Below are 26,938 nucleotides of genomic sequence, written 5' to 3'. Positions count from 1 at the left end.
GAGATTTTTTTTGATTGTTAAGCTAAAATACAAAAATGCTTGTCTAAATTAATTACCAACCTCTCCAAAAGGATTATATCCCAAATATTCTGTCTCTTTCTCTTTAAAAATAATATCCTGCTCTTCCAGTTTCTTCAGTAGCGGGCCGTAAACTTCCTTGCTAATTGGTAATTGAACTCCCGGGGTCTTTATCTCACCGTTCAGGATCATAATGGTAGCCATCGCGACAGGTAATCCCACGGTCTTGGCCATGGCAGTTTTAGACTGGTCCTCCCCAATATGAACCATGGTAGAATCTATTTGTTTTTTCTCACCGTTAAGTTCGTATCCAAATTTGTGGTACATCACGATCATATCCTTATCATCCTGGGAAAGTGTCCATTTATCCATCAGGATCTTTTGAAGGGCCTGAGCAGGGGTAGCATTCTTGATGCCAATTTTTTTATTAGGATTAAAAAGGTCCAGTTCTATGAGCTTATCCCACATGATATCGTCCTGGTCTATCTTTAAATTATGGCGAACCTTCAATTCTACGGAATCGCTCGGCGAATAAGGCAGAAACGAGTTGATGAAGTCGCGGTAGCTCATTTGCTCTGAATCTTTCATTTCGAAGCTGTCATCGGTCATTCCCAGTTGCACGAACATATTCCAGGCACGGCTGAAACCTACTTTTCTTATGGTTCCTCTGTATAAGGTAAGCGCATTTTCGAGTCCATAGATACTCTGGTACTTTAAGGAGTTTCGATTGGCATATCCCTCGAATTTTCCATGGCCTTCAATTTCAAGGAATTCGGTCCTTCTGAAGAGTCGGTGGTAGGGAATGTATTTATATTTACCTTCCTGGATGAATTCTGCAACCCCGCCCTGGCCTGCAACCACAACATTTCTGGGGTTCCAGGTGAATTTATAGTTCCACAGATTGTTGTCGCTTTCGGGGGCAACCAGCCCGCCGGTAAAGGATTCAAAAAGCAGCATTTTCCCGCCCTTTTCTCGAATCCGGTCTATTACCTGCATGGCGCTCATATGGTCTATGCCCGGATCCACCCCAATTTCGTTCATGAAGACAAGACCTTTCTCTTTAACCTGCTCGTCCAGGGCTTTCATCTCGTCACTTATATAAGAGGCGGTTACCATGTTCTTTCCGAATTTCAGGCAGTCACGGGCAACTTCTATATGGAATCTTGCCGGAAGCATGGAGATCACGATGTCTGCCTTTTTGATGGCCGGTCCACGGCTCTCCGGGTCAAAAACATCCAGTTTGAATGCTTCGCAATTCGGGCTGTCGTTGCAGGCCTTCTTCGCGTTCTCTATATCAAGGTCTCCTATTCGTAAAAAAAGCTTTTCCTTTTCGGCCTGCTCCAGCAGGTAATTAATGAGAACAGAGGTAGATTTTCCTGCTCCCACAATTAAAATTTCTCGCATAAATTAAGTTAGTTTTGTGTAGGTTGTGACGAATGTATTAAAACTTTGAATGAAATAAAATTGAAATAATGAACAGTAGATTTTTAATAACCGGGGCAATTTTCGGTCTTGCTGCGGTGATCTTAGGGGCTTTTGCTGCCCACGGATTAAAGTCAAGTATTTCAGCAGAATCTTTGAACTCTTTCGAGACCGGGGTAAGGTTTCAAATGTATCATGCCTTTTTACTCCTAATTATTGGAGGTGTTAATAGTTCGGCCCTAAAAAGGATCAACTGGATCTTTTACCTGCTTTGTTCAGGGGTTATCTTTTTTTCGGGATCCATATATTTACTGAGCACCGGGGAACTTACCGGGATAGATTTTAAAAGTTTTGCCTTGGTGACCCCATTGGGTGGAAGCCTGCTAATACTGGGCTGGCTACTTTTACTGCTGGATTTTATAAAGTTAAAAAAGAAATAAATTGAACCTGATTACCAGTATATCTACATAAGATTTTTACTTTTGTAAGCCTAAACAAACTACTGAATTAAAAATTTTTATGGTCGATAACACTCAAATTACGAAAACGATTTCGTTAGAGGATTACGGGATCAAAAACGCCACAGTACATTATCAGCTATCTCCACAGGAACTTCAGGAAGAAACCCTAAGACTTGGTCAGGGTGTTGAAAGCTCTTTTGGTGCGCTGGCAATCAATACCGGTGAGTTTACAGGTAGATCTCCAAAAGACAGATTTATTGTAAAAGATGAGATCACTAAGGATAAAGTATGGTGGGGTGACATCAATATTCCATTTGATCCTGAAAAGTTCGATAAGCTTTATAAGAAGGTGACAGACTACCTTGGAGGTAAAGAGATCTATGCCAGGGATGCCTATGCCTGCGCAGATGATAATTATAGATTGAACATAAGGGTGGTCAATGAATATCCATGGTCCAATCTTTTTGCTTTCAATATGTTCCTGCGTGCAGATGACAGTGAACTGAATGATTTTAAAGAAGACTGGCTTATCGTAAACGCTCCTGGTTTTAAAGCCGATCCTGAAGTAGACGGTACCAGGCAGGAGAATTTCGCCATTCTTAACTTCAGCAAAAAGATTGCCTTAATTGGAGGTACCGGTTATACCGGCGAGATCAAAAAAGGAATATTCTCTGCTTTGAACTTCATTCTTCCGGTCTATAAGAACACTTTGCCTATGCATTGTTCAGCCAATGTTGGGGAAGACGGTGACACGGCCATTTTCTTTGGTCTTTCAGGAACTGGGAAAACAACGCTTTCTGCAGATCCAGATAGAAAACTTATTGGAGACGATGAACATGGATGGACGGCTGAAAATACCATCTTCAATTTTGAAGGTGGATGTTACGCCAAAGTGATCAATCTTTCTGAAGAGAACGAACCAGATATCTACAGGGCCATAAAACCGGGAGCGATTCTGGAAAATGTGGTGCTGGACGAAGAAGGAAATGTGGATTTTTCCAATACCAGCATTACCCAGAACACAAGGGTGAGTTATCCTATTTACCATATTAAGAATATACAGGAGCCTTCCACCGGGAAGAATCCGAAGAACATATTTTTCCTTACCGCAGATGCCTTTGGAGTATTGCCTCCAATCAGTAAGCTGACTCCTGGACAAGCGGCCTACCATTTTATTAGCGGATATACCGCGAAAGTAGCGGGAACCGAAGCCGGAGTGGATGAACCGGTGCCAAGTTTTTCAGCTTGTTTTGGTGCGCCATTCATGCCTTTACATCCTACGGAATATGCCGAAATGCTTAGTGAGAAAATGAAGGCAGCCAATGTAAACGTCTGGCTGGTAAATACCGGGTGGACGGGTGGTCCTTACGGGGTTGGAAGCAGGATGAAGCTTAAATATACCCGGGCCATGATCAGTGCTGCCTTACAGGGAAAACTAGAAGATGTTGAGTACGAAAAGCACGAAATATTCGGATTGAGAATGCCAAAAACCTGTGAAGGTGTACCGGCAGAAGTGCTTAATCCTAAAAACACCTGGACAGATAAAGAAGCTTACGACCGAAAGGCCAAAGAGCTATCAAATTTTTTCAGAAAGAACTTCAGTAAATTTGAAGAGTACGCAAATGAGGAGATCATGAATGGAGCTCCAATAGAGTAGTTTTAAATTGTTAGTTAAAAAGGAAAATCCGGTCATAAGACCGGATTTTTTTATTTCAGATGAAAGTGAAAGAACTATTTCTTGTTCACTTCACTTATATATTTGTTTATCGCCATGGTCATACTTGGAGTTTCCGGCGTTGGCGCCTTGATGTTCACGGTTAGGCCATGTTCTTTTGCGGCTTTGATGGTAGTGTTACCAAAAACAGCAATTCTGGTGTCGTTTTGTTTGAAATCTGGGAAGTTCTCGAAAAGAGACTTGATCCCGCTTGGGCTAAAGAATACCAGGATATCATAGGTCACATCTTTCAGGTGAGAAAGATCACTAACCACGGTCCTGTAAAATACAGCCTTTTGCCAGTCTACCCCTAATTTGTTCAGTGTCTTTGGAACATCTGGCTTAAGCATATCTGAAGAAGGAAGAAGGAATTTCTCGTTCTTGTACTTTTTGATAAGTGGTGCCAATTCAGCAAAGGTCCTTTTACCAACATAGATCTTACGCTTACGGTAAACCACATATTTTTGCAGGTAGTAGGCCACTGCCTCACTTAAACAAAAATACTTAAGGGTGTCTGGTACCTTATATCTCATTTCCTCTGCGATCCTAAAGAAGTGGTCCACGGCGTTACGGCTGGTAAGAATAATAGCGGTGAACTTGGTTAGATCAACTTTTTGTTGTCTTACTTCCTTAGAAGGTACTCCTTCTACGTGAATAAAAGGGATGAAATCAATTTTAACTTTTTGCTTTTCCTCAAGCTCGAAATAAGGTGAGTTTTCCACCTTAGGTTCAGGCTGAGAAACCAAAATTGTTTTCACTTTCATAGATTAAACTTTATTAGGTCCTCTTTAGATTGTAATTAGCTTATACAAAATTATATAAGGGGCTATTTCAAGTGCGCAAAGGTACAAAATAAAATAGAACCAATTCGCGCTAATTACACTTTGATTTTTTCTATAAATGATTACCAGGGCAAAGGCATTTGCAAATATTGCAGAACCGCCTATTATACCCAAGATTATAGTTGTAGGGTGGAAGGCGTAAATTAAAAATAAAGATGCAAATAACAGGAAAATTGAGATAAAATTTCGATAACTAAATTTCTGGAAGAGGTAATAATCGATTTTTTCGTCCATCTCGAAAATATTTCCGATTATCTTTTCTATTCCCGCCTTGATCAAAACTAAGCAGGTGTAAGCGGTAAAGATCCTGATAAATAAAATGGTAGGCGAGATTTCAAAATCCTTGAAGTAGCGAAAAACTATATATAGGAACAATGAGACCGCAATGGCCTGAAGGCTTAATAATAAAATGTTAAAAGCATGAAAAGCTTTATTCTCCTTTCCCTTAAAGGCTATAAATTTACCCGAGTTTAAAAGTGAGGTGAACTCTTCAAAACGTTGCGGGAAAAGCATTTTTGCAAGTACAAGGAGAACCAGGCAAGCCAGGAATAATAGGGTAATCCAGTCCTGATGTTCAAAAACTCTCTCGGTTGCCTGCATGAAGTAATTTTTTACAAATGTAAAATTTTGACCTTTATTCCGGGGCCAGATCATAAAGATTTGAAGTTTTAATTTACCTACATTTGTGCAAAATATTTGGGAATGGTAAATGGGATAATTATTATACCCACCTTTAATGAAATTGAGAACATAGAACGCATAATTAGGAACGTGTTCTCGCAAAGACGTAAATTTCAGATTCTGGTTGTGGATGATAATTCTCCCGATGGAACTGCGGCCAGGGTAAGAACCCTGCAGGCAGAGTTCCCGGAGCGATTGTTCCTTGAAGAAAGAGTAGGGAAACAAGGTCTTGGAACCGCCTATATTCACGGTTTTAAATGGGCCCTGGAGAGAAAATATGACTACATTTTTGAAATGGATGCAGATTTCTCTCATAATCCCAATGATCTCATCAGGTTATATAACACCTGCAAAAGGGACGATGCAGATGTAGCCATTGGTTCCAGGTATATTACCGGGGTAAATGTGATTAACTGGCCCATGAACCGGGTCTTGATGTCCTGGCTGGCGTCCAGGTATGTGAGATTCATCACCGGGATGGATATACAGGATACCACGGCAGGATTTGTATGTTATAAAAGAAAGGTGCTGGAGGCAATAGACCTGGACAGGATACAGTTTATAGGATATGCTTTCCAGATAGAAATGAAATTTAAAGCGTATTTACGCAATTTTAAAATAGTAGAAGTTCCGGTAATATTTACCGATAGAACCCGTGGGACTTCTAAAATGAGCGGCTCCATAATTTCTGAAGCCGTGTTTGGGGTAATAAAAATGAAGCTTAAAAGTCTGTTTAACAGAAAAAAGGTCTGATGAAAAAGGTTTTAATCAAGAACGCTAGAATTGTAAATGAAGGTGAAATTATTGATGGTGATGTATTTATCGAAGATGGCATCATTGTCGAAATTTCCGAAAGTATAAGTGCCAAATCTCCCGATGTAAATATCTTCGATGCAGAAGGGACTTACTTGCTTCCGGGACTTATCGATGACCAGGTTCATTTCAGGGAGCCGGGGCTAACTCATAAGGAATCTATCGAAACAGGTTCCAGGGCAGCAGTGGCCGGAGGGATCACTTCTTTTATAGAGATGCCTAATACCCTTCCGCAGACCACTAATATGGAAGAGCTGGAGAAAAAGTTCCAGATAGCCTCTGAAACTTCTTACGCTAACTATTCATTCATGTTCGGCGGAACTAACGACAACCTTGCCGAGATCGAGAAAATTGATCCCAAGAATGTTGCCGCTTTAAAGCTGTTCCTTGGTTCTTCTACCGGGAATATGCTGGTAGACGATGAAAAGGTACTGGAGCAGATCTTTAAAAAATCTCCCGTGCTTATCGCTGCGCATTGTGAAGATGAAGATACCATTAAAAAGAATCTTGCCGAGTGTGTAGAAAGATACGGAGATGATATCCCAATTGAACTGCACCCGAAAATAAGAAGTGAAGAGGCCTGTTATAAGTCTTCTTCCAGGGCGGTTGCGCTGGCCAAGAAAACCGGGGCCAGGCTGCATGTATTCCATGTTTCTACCGCTAAGGAACTGAGCCTTTTCAGCAATAAAAAACCTTTAAAGGATAAGAAGATCACTTCTGAAGTATGTATTCACCATCTTTGGTTCAACGATTCAGATTACGCGAAGAAAGGAACCTATATTAAATGGAATCCTGCGGTGAAAACTAAAAAGGATCAGGAAGCCTTACTGGAAGCGCTTAAAGATGATAGGCTGGATGTTCTGGCAACAGACCATGCACCGCATACCAAGGAAGAAAAGAAGAACGTATATACTAAGGCTCCAAGTGGAGGGCCATTGGTGCAGCATGCCTTACCGGCTCTATTGCAAATGCATCACCAGGGTAAGATTAGCCTGGAGAAGATCGTTGAAAAGGCTTGCCATAACCCGGCCATCCTTTTCCAGATAGAGAAAAGAGGTTTTATTCGTGAAGGCTATAAGGCAGATTTGGTACTGGTAGACCTAAATTCTCCATGGGCGGTACAACCCGATAATATATTCTCAAAATGCCAGTGGTCTCCTTTTGAAGGCACAACCTTTAAATCAAGGATCACCCATACTTTCGTGAACGGGAATCTTGTTTATAAGAACTTTAAACATACCCCTTTCGCTAAAAATGCTGAAAGATTAACTTTTGACAGGTAGTTTAAAATATAAAGCTGTTCTATTACTGCTGGTTTTTCTGTCTTTCTCCTGCCAGGACCTGGAGAAGACCGAAAGACCGGCAGACCTTATTCCCGAAGCTAAAATGGTGGATGTGCTTACCGAAATGGCCCTGCTGAATGCTGCGCGGAACTATAATAAACAGAAACTTGAGAGTACCGGTATAAAGCCAGACGATTATATTTTTAAAAGGTTCGGCATCGATAGCCTTCAGTTTGAAAGGAGCAATGATTATTATGCCGAGCAATATACCCAGTACGAGCGTATCTACGATAGCGTTAAGAATCGTATTCAGAATATCAAATCCAGGATGGATTCGCTTAGGGAGATCGAGATAAAGATAGAAGACAGCATTAAGCTGGCCGAAAAGGATTCTTTACGAGAAACCAATTCTCTGAACAAGGATTCGCTGAGGGTGAAAGACAGCCTAAAGACCGACTCCCTGAAATTGAAAAGGATAGAGGAACTTAGGGACGGACGGGACAGTCTTGTCGTGCCGCCTAAAGCCGTGCAGAACAGCAGCAGTATGAATAGAAATTAGTGGTCCCTGCGATAGATCTCTGCGGTTTCCTTTAAGACCTCGCTTACGGGAGTGAATTCAAAATCCATATTATTCCTGATCTTGGAATTGTCGTAATAGGTTTCCTCGTATAATCCTTGTATGGAATCCCTGGTGATCTCTCTTTTTGCACCAAACCAGCTTCCTATCTTCTGAAAGAACCAGCCCAGCGCGATCATCCATTTTTTTAACTGGTAATCTGGTTTTGGCTTTTCCAGGTATTCGGCAGTTTCCTTTAATACCTTTTCAAAACTGATATTTTCGGAGACCAGGATATATTTCTCGTTCACTACAGGGGATTCCATTAATCCCGTCATCACTTGCACTACATCTTTAACCCCTACAAAACCGCTTACTTTCGGGAAATGGTGTTTTAGCCCGTTGTCTATTCTTCTGAAGATCTTGCCGCTGCCCGAATCCCAGAATCCCGGTCCAATAATAATACCGGGATTTACGATCACGGTATTAATGCCCTCCTGGGTGCCCCGCCATACTTCAATTTCAGCACCATATTTCGAGATCGCATAGTCGTTATGGTCTTCTTCCGGATTCCATTTGGTGTTTTCGTCAACGCTGGAGCTATTTTTGGCAGAACCAATCGCAGCAACACTGCTTACATAACAGAGTTTTTCCACCCGATGGGAGATACAAAGGTTCACGATATTGGCGGTACCTTCTATATTTATTTTTCGAAGCTTCTTTTCGTCTGAGGGATCAAAAGAAATCAGGGCGGCGCAGTGATAAACGTTATTTATATCCTTAAATGCGGCATCCAGGGCAGGTATATCATTGATATCTGCGGTGACCCATTCTATACGATTGAACAGTTGGTGTGCCCGGGCCTTATCGCAATAATATTCAAATACTTTTTTTACCTGTCGGGTATCGCTGGTAGCCCGGATTGCTGCCCTGAGCTTTTCATTTTTTTGCGCCAGTTCAAATAAGAGATGAGCACCAACTAAACCTGTTCCTCCGGTTACCAGAATCATGTGGTAAATATAGCTAAACGACTTAGGAAAAATAAAGCTTTATGGTATCTTTACGGCTGTTTTTATCTGAAATTTAAAATATGGAAAAGAACTTTGTTGAGGAAATCACCTGGCGTGGAATGTTACATGATGTAATGCCAGGAACTGAAGAACATCTAATGGAACAAATGCGTGCTGCCTATGTTGGGATAGACCCCACCGCAGATTCGCTACATATAGGTCACCTGGTTGGGGTAATGATGCTAAGGCATTTTCAGCTTGCCGGGCATAAACCATATGCCCTGGTTGGTGGAGCTACCGGGATGATAGGTGATCCTTCGGGAAAATCTGCTGAAAGAAATCTACTTGACGAAGAAACTTTAAGACATAACCAGAACGCGCTTAAGGAGCAGCTTTCCCGTTTTCTTGATTTTGATTCAGATAATGATAATGCAGCTGTGCTGGTAAACAACTACGACTGGATGAAAGATTTTTCTTTCCTGGGATTCATTCGCGACGTTGGTAAGCATATTACCGTGAATTACATGATGTCCAAGGACTCTGTGAAGAAAAGGCTTTCTGCGGAATCTTCTGAAGGTATGTCTTTTACTGAATTCACCTATCAGCTGGTTCAGGGATATGACTTTCTTCACCTGTTCAGGGAACATGACTGCACCCTGCAAATGGGAGGTAGTGACCAGTGGGGAAATATCACCACCGGAACAGAACTGATTAGACGTATTGGGAACGGGAAGGGTTATGCTCTTACCTGCCCGTTGATCACCAAGGCTGATGGCACCAAATTCGGGAAGACTGAAGGGGGAAATGTCTGGCTGGACGCCAACCGAACCTCTCCTTATAAATTCTACCAGTACTGGTTGAATACCAGCGACGAGGATGCTGAAAAATATATAAAGATCTTCACCTTTTTGAGCAAAGAGGAGATCGAAGCCCTGGTTGCCGAGCATAAGGAAGCACCGCATAAGCGGGAATTACAGAAAGTTCTGGCCAGGGAGGTGACTACGATGGTGCATTCAGAAGAGGAATATGAAAATGCCATTACCGCTTCTGAGGTATTATTTGGAAAAAGTACTGCCGAAGATTTCAAAAAGCTGAACGAAGCTACCTTTCTGGATGTTTTTGAAGGAGTGCCCCAGGCAGAGGTAGAAGCTTCAGAAGTTGAAAATGGGCTTGATATGATAGGAGCACTTTCGGCAAAGACCGGTTTTTTAAATTCTAACGGGGAGGCCAGAAGGGCACTAAAAGAGAATTCGGTTTCGGTAAATAAAGAGAAAGTAAAAGAAGATTATACCATCACCAGGGAAGACCTGATTAATGGCAAGTATGTCATTATTAATAAGGGAAAGAAAAATACCTTTATAATAAGAGTGGTTTAATATAGCTTCCGAAAACATCTAAAAGCTCCCTTCCAGGAGCTTTTTTTATTTCTTTTTTTGATTGTTGATTATTAAAGGATGGGAGCTTTTTTTAATTCGTGGAGGAGAAATACAAAACCCCTTAAGCGAGCGCCTAAGGGGTTTGCAACTAACTAACCAATCTAATATGAAAAATTTTCACTTAGCCCGCAATAAGGAAATGATTTGGGTATCATTTTGCTTACTGCACTATTTGTGTCGAAAATTTACTTGATTCTTTACAGGGGGTGGTAAATTTTTTACAATAATAAAAGGTTGCAACCCCGAATGTCACTGTTATCGAACCTTCCGAGGATTTCAATTTTATTATTTTTTTTTCTTCCAAGGTCCTGGGTGGCAATAAAAGAGCAGGAATTTATATTCGCGAGGTCTATTACGTTGATGCCTCCCGTTTTTCCCTCCTGCTGCCAGCTTAAAGCATCTTCCGGATCGCGGATAAGGATCTGCATCCACGGTGGACATTCAAAAACTCCCTGTCCCTTAGAATAGGCCTGTGATAAAAGCTCGGTCATACCGTATTCGCTATGAATGTATTCCACTCCGAATCCAGTTTTCAGGATCTCATGTAGTTCTTCCCTGATCATCTCCTTACGGCGGCCTTTCATTCCACCGGTCTCCATCACAATAGTGTTTTCAAGCTTAAATCTTTTATTTTCCACCAAGTCGAGCAGGGCAAACGAAACTCCGATAAGAAAAACCTTCTTGTTTCCTTTATCTAAAGACTTCAGTTTACCGGAAAGTTCCTCCAGGTTATCCAGATAAAAACCGCTGTTTTTATCACCTGACATTTTAATTAGTGCATCCACCATATAGATAAGGGAAGAGCCTGTTCTTTCCAGGTAAGAGGGAAGCAGGGCCAGGAAGATATAATTCGAAGCATCTCCATAAAATTTCTGAAAGGCCTTTAGAAAACTTTCCTCATACAGCCTAAGGTCGGTTACATGATGTTTACTGGTTTTACTACCGGTGGTGCCACTACTGGTAAAAGTGATCTGTGGCGGATGATTCTTGCTTACGAGTTCCTTGGTTTTAAAGAATTCGATAGGCATGAATGGGATCTCTGTGAGTTGGGTTACGTTATCCGGATTTCTTTGTAATAACTGGCAGAATTGTTTGTAGTGCGTATTATTCTCATACTGAAATTTGAAAACCTCCAGGCAGGTGGTCCTGAATTCTGCCTCGCTGGAAATTTCAAAGATTTTATTTTCTAACATGTAGCCCGGGAAATTTCTTCAAAATTAAGAATAAAAAAAGCCTCTGAATAGAAGCTGTTTAAAAAGATGACTATCTAAATATCCTTACTTCACTACAAGTTTCCTGGTAGCTTTGGCCTTTCCTTCCTGGATCTTCAAAATATAGATTCCCGGGGTAAGACTGGAAACATCTAATTCCCTGCCGTTAAGCCTGGACTTTTGAACTGGTTTTCCCAGTACATTGTAGATCTCGATAGTTTTCTCTTGGTTCCTGGTAGAAGAGATATAAACCTTACCACCGGTTACGGGGTTAGGATAGATAGACAAACCATCAATAGGGATCTCTGTTCGATGCTGAACACGAGGAGATTCCTGAGCGCTTACCGGTGCGGCAATCATCAGGAAACAGAAAAGAAAAAAGGTAAATAAGTACTTTTGCTTCATTCTTCGTGATCGAGGTTTAGACAAACTTACAAATAAAAATTCAAAAATCTTGCCATTGAATTTCATTAAATATAAAAAAATAAAATAAAAAATGGCGTTGCTCGTTGCAGGCTTTTAAATATAGCTAAATATTGATAATCAGAAAGTTAAAATTTACTTCAAGAGTTCAGTTTTTTTTCTAACCAGGTTTCGAGCTGAGGTGACAGAACTCATTTTTTACTGGTTTTTGCAGGATCGATTTATGCTGAATTTTGAGATCATATATAGGCTTCCAAACTCAAAAAAATAACCGGAGTTTCATTTATAGTGCTTTAGGCACAAAAGGTTTATTCTATTTTATAAACAAAGAAAACCGCCAGTAGGCGGTTTTCTATACTTATTAATATGAGTGGCTAACTCAAATTTATTCAATAGTAGGGATGGTATATCCAGTCCATCCGAAAAGAGAAGCATCGGCTCCAGTATTTCCGTCTACAACTGTGATAGTAGCTCCAACTTCATTCTTAACATCTGAACCGTCGGCAGCACCAACAGCAGAAACGTTGATAGAAGTAGTTGCAGCTGCAGCTCCTGAACCATCAGTAAGGTCGATAAAGTCACTTGCAGATCCTGGGTCTTCACCTTCAGCAGCAAGGATAGCGATCACACCATTGGTGATAGTTGCAGAACTACCTCTTCTAATCTTTATCATATCAGCCATTTCGATTTGTGACTGGTGAAGAAGCGTAAGCCCGTCGATCGTTGGATTAGATCTTGGAGAAGCATCATTGTTACTAGAGTTGCTGTCTGCCTCGATTCCTCTTGGGTCTTCAGTTACATCATTGTAACCAAACTCACGTACTCCAAAGAAGTTGGTGTTTCCTTTTCCAGCCCAACCTTCAGTCCAGTCGAACCAGTCGTCCTTGGCGTTTACCACTAGGGCATTCTTAACGCTAACGGTTCCTCCGAACCACTCGATACCGTCGTCATCTCCGTTTAATACAGCAATGTTTTCAATAACAGTTCCGCTTCCAACTCCGTAGAAAGTGATACCGTTGAACTCCTGCTCTCCACCAATTCTGGCTCCGGTATATTCAACTTTTACATATTTTAAAGTTCCTGAAGAATCATCTGCTTCAGTACCACCGTAAGTTAGACCTACAACTTCGGCTTCAGCAGTAGTTCCAGAGTTGATAGGTGCTTTTCCGGCAAGTATCAATCCTCCCCAGTCACCAGATCTTTTGTTGGTAGCTGCTGAAGTAATTACTATAGGCTCGTCTGCAGTTCCTTCTGCATCGATAAGAGCGTCCTGCTCGATAGCAATATATACGTTAGTTCCTCCTGGCTGCGCCATGATCGTAGTTCCCGGATCTATAGTTAAAGTAGCTCCAGCTTTTACAGTTAAAGATCCTGTTAATGTCCAGGCAGTATTTGCATCAAGAGTAATATCTGCTGTTACATCTCCTTTAAGGTCTGCAGGATCAAGGTCTGGATCGTCCTGAGAATCTATAACTCCATCTTTCTGGGCTTGATTCTCACAAGGAGTGCAGGATCCTCCACAATCAACGCCTGTTTCTGTTCCATTCTGGATCCCGTCTGAACAAGATGCTGTAGGCGTAACGTTAAGGTCGTCATCGCTCGAGCATCCGGTCATGATCGCTGCAAAGACAAGGACTGTTAAAGAGAATTTGATTTTTTTCATCATTTAAAGGTTTGAATTAATAATTAATTGTGGTTATAGTTAAAAGGTGTAAGAGAATCCTAGACTGAAGTTAGAGCCTCTTTTATAGGTGTTTATTACGTTCGTATTTCCTGAAACATCCTTCTGGGTAAGCTCAAAGCTTGGGTCTAGAAGGTTGGTCGCTTTAAAGTTGATCCCGAAATGATCGTTAAGAGTAAGCTTCGCTATGTAATCCAGGGTTGGAATTCCTGTTTCCATGATGTTACCCTGCTGCTGTACTCCCAGCGAGTAGATACGGTCACTGAAATAGTTGAATACTACTGAAGAAAGGAAGTCATACTTTTCTTTTTCAAGATCGAAAGTAAGATCTGTGTTCAGTAGGAATGGAGACGCTCCCTGAAGTTCATCTTCACTGTTGGTAAAGTTGGTAGACTCATCTGTAAGGTCCTGTCTTGAGTAAAGGTAAGACGCGTTAAGACCGAAGGATAAGCTCTTGGTGTTCTTTTCAAGTTCATCACCATCTATCTCAAAAATGTCTTTTCTTAATTCAAGTTCCAGTCCGGCTACATCGGCCTCTTCTCCAGAGTTGATATAAGACAACTGGTTAGCGGCAGAGTTTACCTGAGCCCTGTTGATAGGATCGATGATCTTTTTATAGAATCCAGTAAGGGAAACCAGCTCTCCAGAACTAAAGTAGTATTCGTACTTCAGGTCAAGGTTATAGTTTTCAGATGGCATAAGGTCTGGATTACCAAAGCTTGAGAAGTTCACGTCTTCATAAAGGAACGGTGCCACCTCCTTGAACTGAGGGAAAGTGTAGGTCTTACTACTTGCAAATCTTAAGATACTGTTCTCATTAAAGTTATACTTAGCGGTAAGGCTTGGTAGGAAATAGTTTTCCTTAAGAGTTGAAGGGTCTACGTTAAGGTCTGTCTCACTACTTGAAAGGTTAGTGTTCCAGTTTACGGTTTGTTCAACATTCTCGTACCTTAAACCTAGGTTTGCAGAGAACTTCTCACTGAAAGTATAAAGGAAGTTAGCAAATCCAGCATTTATTGTTTTGTCTCCTTCGTAGAAGAATGGTCTTAGCGGGTTGAAGCCAGCTCCAAAACCACTGTTGGTTACCAGTCTAAAATCTCCGTTATCGATACCTTCCTGGTTGAAAACCCCATCTACATTGTTGATGTCAATATTTACAGGAGATCCAAAATCATGGTTGAACTGTAAGAAATTGAAGATCCTGTCTGTATTCTTATAATTATATCCAATAGAGATCTCACCATTCTTGCTTTCACTTTCCAGGTCACCGATCTTATAAGAGGTCTTGAAATTACCTACAACTTCATCTTCTTCTAGCTGAGAGTAGAATCTGTGGTTGTAACTTGGTGTTCCAACAGCTACCCTGTAGTCGCTACCATCGTATACGAAAGTATTCTGTCTTCTGTCGGGCTCATCCCCACGGGTGATGTTATAGCCGGCATCCAGATTTATAGCTAACCTGTCTGTAAGGTTAAATTCAGATAATAACTGATTAACGAAGATGGTGTTGTCATTGATCTGTTGTCTTCTAATGAAAGCAGAATCACCTTCTTCTTCAGAAATGTTGGCCGACTGTCCAAAGTACTGTCCTGTACTTTGAACGTTGGTGTGGATCAATAATGAGTTGTATGCGATATTACCCAGGTCATCTGCAAATTCGAAGTCCAGGTTACCCATGGCAATCTGAGATACAGAATAAAGGTATTTGTCAAAATCAAGGTCTCTTAAAGGAAGTCCCTGAGCGTTTAGTTCCTTGGTGTTACCTTCCTGGTAAGTGTAATCGCTTTCAAAAGAACCGATCAAAAGAGCAGATAACTGGTGGTCTCCAATATCGAACTTTTTACCCATCTGAATGGAAGCATCACTGCTTACCTGGGTGTTCTGTCTGTTTGGATTAAATGAGTTTACAAAAGAATAGGTTCCCAGGTTGTTTATAGGGCTTCCTTTGTCAAGGTCGAATCCTAGCCAGTTACTTCCGTCAGGCAGTAGGAAATCTTCAGTTACCGCACGGCTGTTGAAACCGGTTCCAAATCCAATCTTGAAAAGATCGTCTGTAACCAGTGTTTTAGAATTGATGTCAATATTTGCTCCGGCAACATCTCCGTAGATATCTCCGGCGAAAGTCTTATTTACTCCTACGCTATTAATAATGTCTGATCCAAAATAGTCAAGCGCGATATTCTTGTATTCAGGATCTTCAGAAGGAAGAGGCAAACCGTTAAAAGTAGTTGAGTTATACCTGTCTCCAAGTCCACGTACAAATACGTTCTTAACTCCCTGTTGCTTACTGATTCCCGAAATCTTGGTTACCGCGCCTTCAGCATCACCTACCCCTTTTTTGGCAAGTTCCTGGGCACCGATAGAAGTTTTGATGTCTACAGAATTCTTTTGCTCCATTAACAGGGCAACTTCAGAATCCCTTCTCGAAACAGTGGTAATAACTACTTCATCCAGGGCAGCTGCACTGGAACCAAGCTCCGTGTTCACTTCGGTTACTTTTCCTGCTTCAACAACCACTCCCGGTATTTCAAGCGTTTCGTAACCAACGAAACTAAATACCACGGTATAGGTTCCTGGTTCTAATTTGTCTAATAAATATATTCCGTCGTAATCTGAAGTTGTACCTTTAGAGGAGTCTTTAAGTAACACGTTGGCGAATGGCAGAGGCTCACCGCCCATTTCCTTATCGGAAAGTTTACCACCAATTGCTCCGGTTGTTGCATCCTGTGCCTGAACCGCTGTTACAATAAAAAGTAATGATAATAATAAGAATCGTTTCATTTTGTTTTTGCTATAAAATCTCGCTGCAAATTAACGGCGAAGACGCATGCCGGATGTTATCTTAGTTTTAATGGTTCGTCATTAAAGGGTTAGTTTAATGTTACTAATGTGTTAAGGCCTTTATAGTTCAAATTATTGGTTAATTTTATGGTCTCTTAACCACAGCTAAATTCATTATGAAGAAAAAAGACATTACAATATTACTGGTAGATGATGAGCCGGATATCCTGGAAATAGTAGGGTATAACCTGTCTTCTGAAGGTTATAATGTCATCACAGCAGCCAATGGTGCAGATGGGGTGAAGCTTGCCAAAAAGCATAAGCCACATTTGATCATCCTGGATGTGATGATGCCCGAAATGGATGGGATCGAGGCCTGCGAACAGATTAGGAAAAGTCCAGATCTGGAACATGCCATCATTACTTTTCTTACCGCCCGCGGGGAAGATTATTCCCAAATGGCCGGGTTCGATGCCGGTGCCGATGACTATATTACCAAACCGATTAAACCTAAGGTTCTGGTAAGTAAGGTAAAGGCATTGTTAAGAAGATACCGCGAAGAGGAAAAGTCTTCGAATATTGTGAAGCTTGGAGACATCACGATAAACCGTGAAGAATACAAGATCGTGCAGGATGGCAATGAGATGGCCCTTCCCAGGAAAGAATTTGAACTGCTTTCCCTGCTAGTTTCAAAACCGGGCAAGGTCTTTAAAAGAGAAGATATCCTGGATACGGTATGGGGTAACGATATTGTGGTTGGAGGAAGAACCATCGATGTTCATATTAGGAAACTTCGCGAAAAGATAGGCGACGATAAGATCAAGACCATCAAAGGGGTGGGCTATAAGTTCGTAGTTTAATGCCACAAAGTTTTAAACGCTCATATCGATTTGCCTTAAGAACATCCTTATATATAAGTGTATTTCTTACCTTGCTGTTAGCGGTATTCCTGCTTCTGGACCTAAGCTCGATATGGGTGTCCCTTTTTGTTTTCGCGCTCTTTTGTTACCTGTTCACCTTCCTTATTATACAATACAGGGTGGAGCGTTTTATCTACAGGCGCATAAAGAAGGTTTACGACAATGTTTCTCTTTTAGATTCCAAGACTTTAAGGCCAAACCAGATCACCACAGATATGTCCAGCCTTACCCGGGAAGTGAAGAAATTTGCCGAAGACAAGAAGCTGGAGATCGAAACCCTAAAGGTGAGGGAAGCTTACCGGAAGGAATTCATGGGAAATGTGTCGCATGAACTTAAAACTCCATTATTTACTGTACAGGGATATATACTTACCCTGCTTGATGGGGCTCATAAGGACAAGGCGATCAGGAAAAAATATCTTACCCGCGCCAGTAAAGGAGTAGAAAGGCTTATTTATATTGTGAAAGATCTGGATATGATCACCAAGCTTGAGACCGGGGATCTTCATTTAAGATATGAGAATTTCGATATTATCGATCTCATCCAGGCATCCTTCGATCTGTTGGAAATGAAGGCGGCCAAGAAGAATATCACCCTTACTTTCGATATAGATTATGAAGAACCTATCTATGTGCGGGCAGATAAGGAAAGGATTCAACAGGTGCTAACCAACCTGATCGTGAATTCCATTAAATATGGAAAAAACGGAGGTACTACCGAGATCAGTATCGAAAACCTTATCAAGAACAAGGTGATAGTCAGGGTGACCGATAATGGTGAAGGTATAGAAAAGGCAAATATCCCCAGGTTATTCGAGCGTTTTTATCGCGTAGATAAAAGTGGATCAAGGAAAGAAGGAGGTTCCGGGCTGGGGCTTTCTATTGTAAAGCATATCCTGGAGGCTCATGGTGAAAAGATCTATGTGGAAAGTGTTTTTGGTGTAGGTAGTGAATTCTCATTCACCCTCGAAAAAAGTAAGGAAGCTCCCGATCAGCGGGTCATCCCCGAGATCACTTAGACCCCGGTAATCTTCTATTTTTTCCAGTTTTTCTGTACTGAAATCATCCTGTTTGGAATATGCGGCCATCCCGAGTCTTTCCATCCTTTCTGCCAGGTATTCCTGTTCCGGCTGGCCGGGCGTAGGGATGAAAAAAGCTTTTTTATGAAGACAGGCCAAGTCCATCAGGGTGGTGTATCCCGACCTGGATATGATATACCGGCTCCCGTTCAGGGCTTCTTCCAGTTCTTTGCCGAAAAGGTAATTTTTAACCTTTAGAAAAGGATTGGAATGTTCTATAGTTTCATCATGAATTACCCCGCGAACAAAGAGCGTTCTCCTTTCTGTATTTTCAAATTGTTTTAAAAGAATGGATTCAAGGATGCTCCGCTGAGGTTCGGGGCCGCTTAACAGTACAAGGTAATCGTAGATTATCCCAGAATTGACTTTTTTCAACCTGCTAAGCCTACCAATATATTTTACATTACCAGGTAATTTTAATGGATGCCCCAGGATGCCGCTCAGGTTGTTTTCTCCCTTAACATCAGGTACCCAGCATTGCTGGAATTTAGCGATATATTTTCTTTGAATATAAGTACTCAGGAAACTCGTGCTTCCGCTCAGCACTTTCAGTTGGTGGGTAATAAATACATTTTTCTTCAGCTTCTGGCTTCTAACACCCCACCTGTTGTCTGAGATTATTCCGGAGAGCTCCAGTTCATCCACCAGTTCTTCGGTAATCCTGTTTTCCTTCTGAATGGTTCTCAGGATATGCGGACTGTTTTGTAATAATTTCCACTTAAGTCCCGAGGCCTTTTCAGCATATTCAATATTGTAAGAGGGTAGTTGCCGGTGGAGGAGTTGGGGAAATTCCATTTTCAGTAATTCTAATGCCGGGCCGTCTGAAGCAATTACCGGTTCATAACCAAAATCGATAAGTTCGTTGATTATCGGGACGCAGCGGGTAGCATGTCCCAGGCCCCAGTTCAATGCCGCCACCAAAATCCGCTTATTTCCCATAATACAATTATAAATTTATAGTTAGGTGGGTGATTTTCTTTAATTTTGCCAAAATATCAAATTTTAGTGGGAAGTAAGAATAAACTTAAGCGCTTTAGAGAGAACGAAAAGTTCGAGAACGTGATCCAGCCATCCCGTGAGGAACTTACCGATGAACAATTCGACCTGAAGGGAAATTGGAGCCGTGATTTCTTTAAGAACGATCATCCTATTGTCCTCGAACTGGGCTGCGGGAAGGGTGAGTATACCGTAGAGCTGGCCAGGCAAAACCCAGACAAGAATTTCATCGGTGTAGATATCAAAGGAGCCAGATTCTGGCGTGGTGCTAAGACCGCTATAGAGGAGGGCCTGGAAAACGTTGCTTTTGTGAGAACCCAGATAGAACTTATCGAACATGTTTTTGCAGCCGGAGAGGTTAGCGAGATATGGATCACTTTTCCAGACCCACAGATAAAATATAAAAGGACCAAACACAGGTTGACTAATGCCGAATTCCTTCAGAGATATAAGAATGTAATGAAAGAGGATGGGGTGATGCACCTTAAGACCGATTCAGAATTCATGCATGGATATACCCTGGGGCTGTTGCATGGGGAAGGGCATGAGGTAATGTATGCCCATCACGATATCTACAGTAACGAATATTCGCCAAAAGAAGTAACCGGTATCCAGACTTTCTATGAAAAACAGTATCTTGAAAAAGGAAAACCAATTACGTATATTCAATTCAAGATAAAATAAGGGGTATTGGAAGAAACTAAACTTTTCCTCATAACTTACTTTGCAGCATTTATTGGGGTGGTTCCGCCGGGGCTGGTAAATATGACCGTTGCCAAAACCTGCGTGGAAAAAGGCAAGAAAAGTGGCTTTTATGTAGCGGTTGGCGCTGGGATCGTGATCCTTATTCAGGCTCTCATCGCTGTGCTGCTGGCCAAATATATATTTGACCATCCCTATGTTAGACGTATGATCCTTCGAGCCGGCCTGGTGGTATTCTGTATCCTCGCCGTCTATTTCTTTATAAAGGCGCGCCACAAAAAAGGGATAAAACATAATAGGCAGAAAGCAAAGGCCCAGAGCTTTTTCAAAGGAATGCTTATCGCGGCCCTGAACGTTTTTCCCATTCCATACTTCGTAGCTATTGCCGGAGCCATGGACCTAAGTGGAGGAATGGAGTACGACTGGTCCCTTATTTCCTCTTTTGCCCTTGCGGCAAGCTCGGGAAGTTTCACTTCATTATACCTCTACGTGGTATTATTTGATAAGATCGAAAAGAAGGCGGAATCCTTCGCGAAATTTTCGAACTACTTTATGGCGGTTTTGATGCTGGTGCTCATTGTAGTAGCTCTGGTTCGTATTTTAAACTCTTGATTTTGGGCGATAAATCTGGATTCTTTACCAGGGTTTACGAGGTTTGCCGGAAAATACCGGAAGGCCGGGTGACTTCCTACGGGGCCATTGCCAAGTACCTTGGAGCGGCCAGGAGTGCCAGGATGGTAGGCTGGGCGATGAATTCGTCCCATGATCTTGAAGATGTGCCCGCCCACCGGGTGGTGAACCGCAACGGGGTGCTTACCGGCAAGCATCATTTTGGAGGCTCCAATGCCATGCAGCAATTACTGGAGGCCGAGGGAGTGAAAGTGAAAAACCTGCAGATCATAGATTTCGACAGGTATTTCTGGGACCCGATGAAGGAGCTTCCAGCTGAAGAATAACGGGCTGCAGTCCCATAATTTCCGCCTATTACCTCATAAATCTAAAATCGCTAAATTCTTCGTATTCTTAGCTTTTCCACCTATATTTGCATTTAGAATCAGTCTATATAAGCTTAAGAATCTGATTAAAATTCATATATGAAATTAGACAGAAAAGAGATTTTAAAAGCCCTGGAAACCATATCTGTAGCTGGAGAAGGAAGTAATATGGTAGAAAGCGGCGCCGTTCAAAATGTAATGACCTTTGGTGATGAGGTGGTGGTAGACCTTGTACTGGCCACGCCGGCACTTCATATCAAGAAAAGAGCCGAGGTGGACGTCATGAAAGTGATCCACGAAAAGGTATATGAAAAAGCCAAGGTCAAGGTAAATATTAAAGTTCAGGCACCCGAAAAGAAGAAGCCTGAGATCAAAGGAAAAGCGATCCCCGGAATCAAAAATATCATTGCGGTAGCCTCAGGAAAAGGTGGTGTAGGTAAATCTACAGTTACTGCCAACCTTGCGGTGACCCTATCTAAAATGGGCTTTAAGGTAGGTATCCTGGATGCCGATATCTACGGGCCATCTGCGCCTATCATGTTCGACGTGGAGGCTGAAAGGCCTCTGTCCGTGAACGTGGACGGCAAGTCTAAAATGAAACCGGTAGAGAACTATGGAGTAAAGATCCTTTCCATAGGTTTCTTTACCAAGCCTAACCAGGCGGTAGTATGGAGAGGGCCTATGGCGGCCAAAGCCCTTAACCAGATGATCTTTGATGCAGCCTGGGGAGAGTTAGATTTCATGCTGGTAGACCTTCCTCCGGGAACAGGAGATATCCACCTGTCTATCATGCAATCTTTGCCAATCACGGGATCTGTGATCGTGAGTACCCCGCAGAATGTTGCCCTAGCCGATGCTAAAAAAGGAGTGGCGATGTTCCAGCAGGAAAGCATTAACGTGCCGGTGCTAGGAATCATAGAGAATATGGCATATTTTACTCCTGAAGAATTACCAGAGAACAAATATTATATTTTCGGCCAGGAAGGAGCTAAGAATCTTGCTGAAGACCTGAAAGTTCCGTTCCTTGGAGAAATTCCATTGGTACAAAGCCTTAGAGAGTCTGGCGATATAGGAAGGCCGGCTGCCCTGCAAACCGCAACTCCACTGGAAGCTGCGTTCGAGGATATCACCAGGAATATGGTACAGGAAACCGTAAATAGAAACAAAAACCTACCTCCAACTGAAGCTATAAAGATTACCACGATGGCCGGATGTAGTGCTGTTAATAAGAAATAGATGACTAGCGAAGAAGTTAAAATTAATGTTGAAAAGGCATTGGCAGAGATACGCCCGTTCCTGGAAAGTGACGGCGGTAATATCTCTTTGGTTTCCATCGAAGATGACCGCCTGGTGAAGGTTCAGCTAGAAGGAGCCTGCGTAGGATGCAGTGTGAACCAGATGACCCTTAAGAGCGGTGTGGAAATGACCATTAAAAAATATGTGCCTCAAATCGAACAGGTGGTGAACATCGAAAAGTAGAACTTGCCCGCCTTTTAATTGATTCAAACATGATTAAAACCGATATACTTATCATTGGTGCCGGCCCAACGGGCCTTTTTGCCGTTTTTGAAGCCGGACTACTAAAGTTAAAATGTCACCTTATAGATGCGCTGCCTCAACCAGGAGGACAGTGTTCAGAAATTTATCCAAAGAAACCTATTTATGATATTCCCGGGTTTCCGGAAGTACTTGCCGGAGATCTTGTAGATAATTTGATGGAACAGATCAAACCTTTTGAGCCGGGGTTCACCCTGGGCGAAAGAGCTGAAACCATCGATAAGCAGGAGGACGGGAGTTTCATCGTTACTACCAGCAAGGGAACCAAACATCACGCTCCAGTAGTGGTGATCGCTGGTGGGCTTGGTAGTTTTGAGCCTAGAAAACCGCCTATTCCTACTATCAAGGATTATGAGGATAAAGGTGTGGCTTACATTATTAGGGATCCGGAAGTATACAGGGATAAGAAAGTAGTGATCGCCGGGGGAGGAGATTCAGCATTAGACTGGAGTATCTTCCTGGCCGATGTTGCTTCAGAAGTATCTTTGGTCCATAGAAGAAAGGACTTCCGTGGAGCTTTGGATTCTGTAGAAAAAGTAGAGGAGCTTTCTAAGATTGGAAAGATCAACCTGATCACCGATGCTGAGGTGGTAGACCTGAAGGGCGAAAATGAACTGGAATCAGTAGTGATCCGCCATAAGGATAAGGCCAGGGAAGAAGAGATCAAGGAAACCGATCATTTTATTCCCCTATTCGGACTTTCTCCTAAATTGGGACCTATTGCTAACTGGGGACTGGAAATCGAAAAGAACGCCATCAAAGTGGATAATTCTTATGATTACCAGACCAATATTCCTGGGATCTACGCAATTGGAGATGTAAACACTTATAAGGGAAAATTGAAGCTTATCCTTTGCGGATTTCATGAGGCAGCGATCATGTGTCAGAGTGCGTACCAGCGAATCAACCCAGATAAGAAATATGTGATGAAGTATACTACTGTAAGTGGTGTTAATGGCTTTGATGGTAGTAAAAAGGAAGCGAAAAGAGAAGTTGTAAAGAGTATAAATTAGTATTTTAGAAACCTCACATGTTGGCAAAACCTGTGAGGTTCAATTTTTATATAATATGTCTGATATCAAGTTAACCATCATAGATCGCCAAGGCGAAGCACATACGGTAGATGCTCCAACAGATATGAATATGAACCTGATGGAAGTGATTCGTTCTTACGAGCTGGCTCCGGAAGGGACTATTGGTATTTGTGGCGGAATGGCCATGTGTGCCTCCTGCCAGTGCTACATCTTGAATTTTGAGCATATGCTTCCGGAAAAGAGCTATGAGGAAGAAGATATGCTGGACCAGGCATTCTTTGTGGAAGACAATAGCCGCTTAAGTTGCCAGATCCCCATTACCGAAGGTCTTGATGGACTGGAGGTGCGTATCGCTCCTGCTTCAGAATAACCGGGAAGACAATAAAGTAAAAAACCTGAACTCATTAGTTCAGGTTTTTTTGTGTTTCTATTTCACTTAAAATTAAGCAAGGTTCCGCCTAAGCATATTCCAGTTTCGATTTCAGCTTCGATACCATCCCAGAGTTCCAGGCGGCTTTTCAGGGAATTCTCTGCAGTTTCTTTAACCTCGTCCCATTTTCTCTGGTCGTCACCGCAAAGATCTGCTACCATTCTAAAGGCCATGGGACCATGCTCGTCCCCGTCTAATTCTATATGACGATCAAAATAATATTTAAAAAGACTAAGATCGTCTTCAGGGAAGTTCTTCTGCACCTTCTCTATGATCGAAGAGAACATGTCGGGAATAAGGCCTTCGCGACCAAAAGTAAAGGCTGAGGCGATCCTGTGAGGCTCCCTGCTATAAACCACTTCAAAGGTCTGCTTTAAGAATTGCTTTACGCTAATGGGTAATTTGCTGGTGGCGATCACCAGGAAAATATCAGTCCCATGGGTTACCTGCATCAAAAGATCCTCGACCTTCTTCCTGTTGGCTCCGGCTGCATCCATCGCGTCCAGGTACATCTCAAAATGGCTCTGTCGCTTTCCCTGCATGTTAATATCGGTTTCTTCAGCAAGAACGATCTCGTTGATGAGGTATCGTATTTCCGGATCTCCCACCGGTAGCCATGGATTCGTAGTCTTAGTGAGTATCTCCTGCAGCGCCGTAAGCAGGGACATGAAATCCCAAACCGCGAACACATGATGCTCCATAAAGATCTGAAGCTGTTCCGGGGTATTTATCTTTTTATATAGGGGATGATTTATTAACTGGTTGGTTAGAGGTTCTAAACTTGCGTTTATCTCTTTAATCATATTTCCTTCAAATTTTTAGCAAAGGTAAAAGCTGAAGTACTATTTAGAAAATCTTAGCGGGTTTTTATAGCTTGTTTAACTCAGAAAATCAGCCTTTTGAGGTAAATTAAAAATATGGCTTTTCAAATTGTGAAATCGATAAATGTAATCGTATTCTATTCAAATAAATCTAAAGATTATTTGAGAGTAGAGGGCGTGGTGGCTAAAAAGCCCAAACCTTTAAAGAAAGAATGCTGTGAAAAATATAAAAAGGGCAAGCGTTGTAAACGTTGCCCCTGTTTTGATCTTGTTGAAATCTAGCAGTTCTTTTCGCAGACTCCCTTTAATTTCTGAAGCGCTTTAGGCCAGGTTTTGTCAAAATATTTAAGCCAGTCATCTTCGGTATCCATTTCTACTTTTAATAAGGTGGAACCATTCTTGTCTTCCAGGTAATAATTTTCATAAAGATCATTTTCGAAAGCAGTTTCCTTGCCTTGGTCCAGCATACCAAGATGTTTGATGCTTACAAATTTACCAGGTTCAAGCTTTGCTATCTGGCTATACATCCCGGCTTTTTCTCCGGCCTCGTTCTCACCTAGAAATAAGATCCTGTTGCCTTCTTTCCATTCACCCTCATACTGCGAAGTTGGATTGAATTCAGCTGTCCATTCCCGGTAATGCTGTTTATCCAGCATAACTGAAAAAACCTTATCCCTTGGGCAGTCGATCTCGACCTGATAGCTGATCTTTTTCATAATGATTTAAATTAAAATGCGGCGTGTCCCGTGATGTCCAGTCCCGTTATCAGTAAATGAATATCGTGAGTACCTTCATAAGTGATCACGCTCTCGAGGTTCATCATGTGCCTCATGATGCTGTATTCCCCTGTTATTCCCATTCCGCCAAGAACCTGCCTGGCCTCCCTGGCGATCTTGATAGCCATTTCCACGTTATTCCTTTTCGCCATGGAGATCTGGGCTGAAGTTGCCTTGCCTTCGTTTCTTAAAGTTCCAAGCCTCCAGGCCATCAGCTGGGCTTTAGTGATCTCTGTGATCATCTCGGCCAGTTTCTTTTGCTGAAGTTGTTTCGCAGCGATAGGCACACCAAATTGCTCTCTTTCTTTGGCATATCTCAAGGCAGTGTCATAACAATCCATTGCTGCTCCAATCGCTCCCCAGGCGATGCCATATCGTGCAGAATCCAGGCAGCCAAGCGGAGCTCCTAAACCAGTTTTATTTGGCATCAGATTTTCCTTTGGAACTTTTACATTATCAAAGATCAGTTCGCCGGTCGCGCTTGCACGAAGAGACCATTTATTATGAGTTTCTGGAGTGGAGAATCCTTCCATTCCACGCTCCACGATCAAACCATGAATTCTTCCTTCTTCATTCTTAGCCCAGACGATAGCGATATCGGCGAAGGGTGAATTGGAGATCCACATTTTCGCACCATTCAGCAGATAGTGATCGCCTTTATCTTTAAAATTGGTGGTCATTCCTCCGGGATTAGAACCATGGTCTGGCTCGGTCAACCCGAAGCAACCTATCATTTCTCCAGATGCCAGCTTCGGTAGGAATTTCTTTTTCTGCTCCTCTGTTCCGTATTTGAAAATTGGGTACATCACCAGTGAAGACTGAACCGATGCGGTGGATCGGATTCCGCTATCCCCGCGTTCAATTTCCTGCATGATCAATCCGTAAGAGATCTGGTCCAGGCCAGCGCCGCCATATTCTTCAGGAATATAAGGTCCAAAAGCACCAATTTCAGCAAGACCGTTGATGAGTTGTTTTGGAAATTCAGCTTTTTGAGCCGCTTCTTCTATGATCGGGGAAACTTCACGCTTTACAAACTCGCGTGTGGCGTCGCGCACCATTTTATGTTCGTCGCTAAGTAGGTCGTCAAGATTGTAATAATCAGGAGCCTGAAAAAGATCTGGTTTCATTTTGTGTAGTGTTTCCAACAAATGTAACCAAGTCTTTTATGAGAAGCAATCTTTTTATTGTGGCTTTGGAAATCGAATAATTAGTCATGCTGAACTAGTTTCAGCATCTTACCTTACTAAGGTTTATATTTCTCTAGAGAACCTGAATTAATTTTATGGTAACGGTTTA

The 26,938-nt window shown here is 42.1% G+C and carries 27 protein-coding genes; 15 read left to right on the top strand and 12 right to left on the bottom strand.

Annotation, left to right across the window (positions count from 1 at the left end; all coding sequences use genetic code 11):
* Nucleotides 1–48: 48 nt before the first annotated feature.
* The gene (locus FLP08_RS06710; RefSeq protein ID WP_156275260.1) at nucleotides 49–1,422 is read right to left on the bottom strand and encodes a saccharopine dehydrogenase family protein; all 1,374 of its coding nucleotides are present in this window, start codon (nucleotides 1,420–1,422) and stop codon (nucleotides 49–51) included.
* A gap of 68 nt (nucleotides 1,423–1,490) precedes the next feature.
* Here FLP08_RS06710 and FLP08_RS06705 point away from each other — a divergent pair, with 68 nt between their 5' ends.
* Together FLP08_RS06705 and pckA are read left to right on the top strand one after the other, a co-directional pair.
* A complete protein-coding gene (locus FLP08_RS06705; RefSeq protein ID WP_156275258.1) occupies nucleotides 1,491–1,880 on the top strand; it encodes a DUF423 domain-containing protein in 390 nt (129 codons plus the stop codon).
* 79 nt (nucleotides 1,881–1,959) lie between these two features.
* Entirely contained in the window at nucleotides 1,960–3,558 is a 1,599-nt protein-coding gene (gene pckA / locus FLP08_RS06700) for a phosphoenolpyruvate carboxykinase (ATP) (protein WP_156275257.1), read from the top strand.
* A gap of 74 nt (nucleotides 3,559–3,632) precedes the next feature.
* On the opposite strand, the gene FLP08_RS06695 is transcribed toward pckA, so the two are convergent.
* Together FLP08_RS06695 and FLP08_RS06690 are read right to left on the bottom strand one after the other, a co-directional pair.
* Entirely contained in the window at nucleotides 3,633–4,379 is a 747-nt protein-coding gene (locus tag FLP08_RS06695) for a uroporphyrinogen-III synthase (protein WP_156275256.1), read from the bottom strand.
* A gap of 24 nt (nucleotides 4,380–4,403) precedes the next feature.
* Nucleotides 4,404–5,057, bottom strand: coding sequence for a DUF4271 domain-containing protein (locus FLP08_RS06690; protein WP_156275254.1), 654 nt, complete (start codon nucleotides 5,055–5,057; stop codon nucleotides 4,404–4,406).
* Nucleotides 5,058–5,159: 102 nt separating this feature from the next.
* On the opposite strand from FLP08_RS06690, the gene FLP08_RS06685 reads away from it, so the two are divergent.
* From FLP08_RS06685 to FLP08_RS06675, 3 genes are read left to right on the top strand one after another with little or no spacing between them, the layout of a single operon-like run.
* Nucleotides 5,160–5,891 (top strand): polyprenol monophosphomannose synthase, encoded by a 732-nt coding sequence (locus FLP08_RS06685; protein ID WP_156275252.1) that lies wholly within the window; start codon nucleotides 5,160–5,162, stop codon nucleotides 5,889–5,891.
* Nucleotides 5,891–7,234, top strand: coding sequence for a dihydroorotase (locus FLP08_RS06680; protein ID WP_156275251.1), 1,344 nt, complete (start codon nucleotides 5,891–5,893; stop codon nucleotides 7,232–7,234). Before FLP08_RS06685 ends, FLP08_RS06680 begins: the two co-directional genes overlap by 1 nt.
* Nucleotides 7,224–7,793: a DUF4296 domain-containing protein gene (locus FLP08_RS06675; RefSeq protein ID WP_156275249.1), complete on the top strand. Its 570-nt coding sequence runs from the start codon at nucleotides 7,224–7,226 to the stop codon at nucleotides 7,791–7,793. Before FLP08_RS06680 ends, FLP08_RS06675 begins: the two co-directional genes overlap by 11 nt.
* Here the strand turns inward: FLP08_RS06675 and FLP08_RS06670 are convergent.
* Complete coding sequence (locus FLP08_RS06670; RefSeq protein ID WP_156275248.1) at nucleotides 7,790–8,800, bottom strand: NAD-dependent epimerase/dehydratase family protein; 1,011 nt, start codon at nucleotides 8,798–8,800, stop codon at nucleotides 7,790–7,792. The two genes, FLP08_RS06675 and FLP08_RS06670, sit on opposite strands and share 4 nt — an antisense overlap.
* Nucleotides 8,801–8,880: 80 nt before the next feature.
* Between FLP08_RS06670 and tyrS the strand changes: the two genes are divergently transcribed.
* Nucleotides 8,881–10,176, top strand: a complete 1,296-nt coding sequence (tyrS, locus tag FLP08_RS06665) for a tyrosine--tRNA ligase (protein ID WP_156275246.1) — start codon at nucleotides 8,881–8,883, stop codon at nucleotides 10,174–10,176.
* A gap of 278 nt (nucleotides 10,177–10,454) precedes the next feature.
* Here the strand turns inward: tyrS and FLP08_RS06660 are convergent, their stop codons facing one another.
* The 4 genes from FLP08_RS06660 to FLP08_RS06645 form a co-directional block, all read right to left on the bottom strand.
* On the bottom strand, nucleotides 10,455–11,429 hold the full coding sequence (locus FLP08_RS06660; RefSeq protein WP_156275244.1) for a LuxE/PaaK family acyltransferase: 975 nt from the start codon (nucleotides 11,427–11,429) through the stop codon (nucleotides 10,455–10,457).
* An 84-nt stretch (nucleotides 11,430–11,513) separates the two neighbouring features.
* On the bottom strand, nucleotides 11,514–11,852 hold the full coding sequence (locus FLP08_RS06655; RefSeq protein WP_156275242.1) for a T9SS type A sorting domain-containing protein: 339 nt from the start codon (nucleotides 11,850–11,852) through the stop codon (nucleotides 11,514–11,516).
* Nucleotides 11,853–12,255: 403 nt separating this feature from the next.
* A complete protein-coding gene (locus FLP08_RS06650; RefSeq protein WP_238388457.1) occupies nucleotides 12,256–13,536 on the bottom strand; it encodes a beta-helix domain-containing protein in 1,281 nt (426 codons plus the stop codon).
* A 36-nt stretch (nucleotides 13,537–13,572) separates the two neighbouring features.
* Nucleotides 13,573–16,332: a TonB-dependent receptor gene (locus FLP08_RS06645; protein ID WP_156275241.1), complete on the bottom strand. Its 2,760-nt coding sequence runs from the start codon at nucleotides 16,330–16,332 to the stop codon at nucleotides 13,573–13,575.
* 176 nt (nucleotides 16,333–16,508) lie between these two features.
* Here FLP08_RS06645 and FLP08_RS06640 point away from each other — a divergent pair, with 176 nt between their 5' ends.
* Together FLP08_RS06640 and FLP08_RS06635 are read left to right on the top strand one after the other, a co-directional pair.
* Nucleotides 16,509–17,192: a response regulator transcription factor gene (locus tag FLP08_RS06640; RefSeq protein ID WP_156275239.1), complete on the top strand. Its 684-nt coding sequence runs from the start codon at nucleotides 16,509–16,511 to the stop codon at nucleotides 17,190–17,192.
* A complete protein-coding gene (locus FLP08_RS06635; protein ID WP_156275237.1) occupies nucleotides 17,192–18,271 on the top strand; it encodes a sensor histidine kinase in 1,080 nt (359 codons plus the stop codon). The genes FLP08_RS06640 and FLP08_RS06635 overlap by 1 nt, the downstream gene beginning before the upstream one ends.
* On the opposite strand, the gene FLP08_RS06630 is transcribed toward FLP08_RS06635, so the two are convergent.
* Nucleotides 18,209–19,270 carry a glycosyltransferase gene (locus tag FLP08_RS06630; protein WP_156275235.1) on the bottom strand — a complete coding sequence of 354 codons (1,062 nt, stop codon included), beginning with the start codon at nucleotides 19,268–19,270 and terminating at the stop codon, nucleotides 18,209–18,211. The genes FLP08_RS06635 and FLP08_RS06630 overlap by 63 nt on opposite strands.
* Before the next feature lie 66 nt (nucleotides 19,271–19,336).
* Here FLP08_RS06630 and trmB point away from each other — a divergent pair, with 66 nt between their 5' ends.
* From trmB to FLP08_RS06595, 7 genes are all read left to right on the top strand, one after another.
* Nucleotides 19,337–20,011 (top strand): tRNA (guanosine(46)-N7)-methyltransferase TrmB, encoded by a 675-nt coding sequence (gene trmB / locus FLP08_RS06625; RefSeq protein ID WP_162430962.1) that lies wholly within the window; start codon nucleotides 19,337–19,339, stop codon nucleotides 20,009–20,011.
* A gap of 6 nt (nucleotides 20,012–20,017) precedes the next feature.
* Nucleotides 20,018–20,641 (top strand): LysE family translocator, encoded by a 624-nt coding sequence (locus FLP08_RS06620; protein ID WP_156275232.1) that lies wholly within the window; start codon nucleotides 20,018–20,020, stop codon nucleotides 20,639–20,641.
* A 2-nt stretch (nucleotides 20,642–20,643) separates the two neighbouring features.
* Nucleotides 20,644–20,985 carry an MGMT family protein gene (locus tag FLP08_RS06615; RefSeq protein ID WP_156275231.1) on the top strand — a complete coding sequence of 114 codons (342 nt, stop codon included), beginning with the start codon at nucleotides 20,644–20,646 and terminating at the stop codon, nucleotides 20,983–20,985.
* A 138-nt stretch (nucleotides 20,986–21,123) separates the two neighbouring features.
* On the top strand, nucleotides 21,124–22,260 hold the full coding sequence (locus tag FLP08_RS06610; RefSeq protein WP_156275230.1) for an Mrp/NBP35 family ATP-binding protein: 1,137 nt from the start codon (nucleotides 21,124–21,126) through the stop codon (nucleotides 22,258–22,260).
* Nucleotides 22,261–22,503 carry a NifU family protein gene (locus FLP08_RS06605; protein WP_156275229.1) on the top strand — a complete coding sequence of 81 codons (243 nt, stop codon included), beginning with the start codon at nucleotides 22,261–22,263 and terminating at the stop codon, nucleotides 22,501–22,503.
* Nucleotides 22,504–22,532: 29 nt separating this feature from the next.
* The gene (locus tag FLP08_RS06600; protein ID WP_156275227.1) at nucleotides 22,533–23,594 is read left to right on the top strand and encodes an NAD(P)/FAD-dependent oxidoreductase; all 1,062 of its coding nucleotides are present in this window, start codon (nucleotides 22,533–22,535) and stop codon (nucleotides 23,592–23,594) included.
* A 55-nt stretch (nucleotides 23,595–23,649) separates the two neighbouring features.
* Entirely contained in the window at nucleotides 23,650–23,985 is a 336-nt protein-coding gene (locus FLP08_RS06595) for a 2Fe-2S iron-sulfur cluster-binding protein (RefSeq protein ID WP_156275225.1), read from the top strand.
* Between the two features lie 62 nt (nucleotides 23,986–24,047).
* Here FLP08_RS06595 and FLP08_RS06590 read toward each other — a convergent pair whose 3' ends face one another.
* From FLP08_RS06590 to FLP08_RS06580, 3 genes are all read right to left on the bottom strand, one after another.
* A complete protein-coding gene (locus FLP08_RS06590) occupies nucleotides 24,048–24,848 on the bottom strand; it encodes a DUF3050 domain-containing protein (protein ID WP_156275223.1) in 801 nt (266 codons plus the stop codon).
* Nucleotides 24,849–25,144: 296 nt separating this feature from the next.
* Nucleotides 25,145–25,582 carry an SRPBCC family protein gene (locus FLP08_RS06585; protein WP_156275222.1) on the bottom strand — a complete coding sequence of 146 codons (438 nt, stop codon included), beginning with the start codon at nucleotides 25,580–25,582 and terminating at the stop codon, nucleotides 25,145–25,147.
* Between the two features lie 11 nt (nucleotides 25,583–25,593).
* Complete coding sequence (locus tag FLP08_RS06580) at nucleotides 25,594–26,769, bottom strand: acyl-CoA dehydrogenase family protein (protein ID WP_156275221.1); 1,176 nt, start codon at nucleotides 26,767–26,769, stop codon at nucleotides 25,594–25,596.
* Nucleotides 26,770–26,938: the final 169 nt, after the last annotated feature.

The sequence above is a fragment of the Christiangramia aestuarii genome (assembly GCF_009735585.1).
In the GTDB taxonomy this organism is placed as follows: domain Bacteria; phylum Bacteroidota; class Bacteroidia; order Flavobacteriales; family Flavobacteriaceae; genus Christiangramia; species Christiangramia aestuarii.
This window is presented reverse-complemented; position numbering and strand designations above follow the sequence as displayed.